The sequence below is a fragment of the Acidaminococcus sp. CAG:542 genome (assembly GCF_000437815.1).
In the GTDB taxonomy this organism is placed as follows: domain Bacteria; phylum Bacillota; class Negativicutes; order Acidaminococcales; family Acidaminococcaceae; genus Acidaminococcus.
In genome coordinates, this window is record NZ_FR902093.1 from 14,012 (window position 1) to 15,104 (window position 1,093).

At 55.7% G+C, this 1,093-nt stretch carries 1 protein-coding gene; it reads left to right on the forward strand.

From position 1 onward, the window contains the following. Positions 1-155: 155 nt before the first annotated feature. Positions 156-1,010 carry a DMT family transporter gene (locus tag QVO43_RS08515; protein WP_288174815.1) on the forward strand — a complete coding sequence of 285 codons (855 nt, stop codon included), beginning with the start codon at positions 156-158 and terminating at the stop codon, positions 1,008-1,010. The last annotated feature ends 83 nt before the right edge of the window (positions 1,011-1,093 follow it).

Consider the following 1,093-nt stretch of genomic DNA (forward strand, 5'->3'; position numbering starts at 1 on the left):
CTGCCGCCCCTACGAAAACGATTGATACAACTGTTGCCATTATCCAACGTCAGCTTTGCTGGCCTCATTTGGCCGTTGACAGTTGACAAGGGCTGTTGCTCATGCTACAGTCCCTTTTGTACACTAAAAAGAAACGAAGAGAACTGGGGGAAAGCATGGTGACATTGTCTACGGCAAAAAAAGGCATTCTGGCTTCCATCCTGGCGGCGGTGTTCTTCACCACCATGGATGTGGGGGCCAAAAAACTGATCCATCTGGGGACCGGGGAAATCACGTTCTTCCGGGGCGTGATCGGGCTTCTGCTGCTGCCCTTTATGGCCCGGATGGAATCCCGTCCGGTGTTTTCCGGAAAAGACCATTTGCTGCTCCATCTCCGGGGACTGTTCGGCTGTGCCTGTCTGCTGTTTTTCTTCTATTGTCTCAACGGACTGACCCTGGGGGATGCAGAGATCCTGACCCAGCTTTCCGCCTTTTTCATGTGCCTGCTGTCCCCGGTGTTCCTGAAGGGGAAGCTTCAGAAACGGGCGGTGCCCTGGCTGGGAATGATTGCCCTGGGGGCGGCCATTGTCCTCCAGGTGTGGAATTACCATTCCTTCAATCTGTTCGCGGTCTTTGGGATCCTGTCCGCCTTTTTTGCCGCCTGTGCCTATGTGTGCATCGGGATCATGACGGAACGGGGCGGGCATACCCAGACGGAACTGGTGTTTTACTTCCAGCTGTACAGTGCTCTGGGGGGCCTGCTGCTCATGGGTATGGACCGGTGGACCCTGCCGACAGGGGCCGAATGGGGATGGATCCTGGAAATGGCCCTGTCCGCCCTGATGGGGCAGGTGTGTCTCACCTGGGGGTGCACCCACATCCATCCTACTATGGTGAACTTTCTCATGTATACCGGCATCCTGTTCCATATCCTGGCGGGAGCTCTGCTCTGGGGCGAAGTCCTGACTGGGTATTCCTGGGTGGGCGGCAGCCTGATTGTGCTGGGGAGCGTGCTGCTGCTGAGACAGTGAGAAGAAGGGCGGTTGACAGATGACCGTTGACAGTGCTGCTGTCCATGCAGCCTTAGTGTAAAATAGTTCTCGGTAAAATGAAT

Excerpts from the sequence above, each read along its gene's own strand:
- QVO43_RS08515 (WP_288174815.1), top strand. The coding sequence starts at position 156 with ATGGTGACATTGTCTACGGCAAAAAAAGGCATTCTGGCTTCCATCCTG.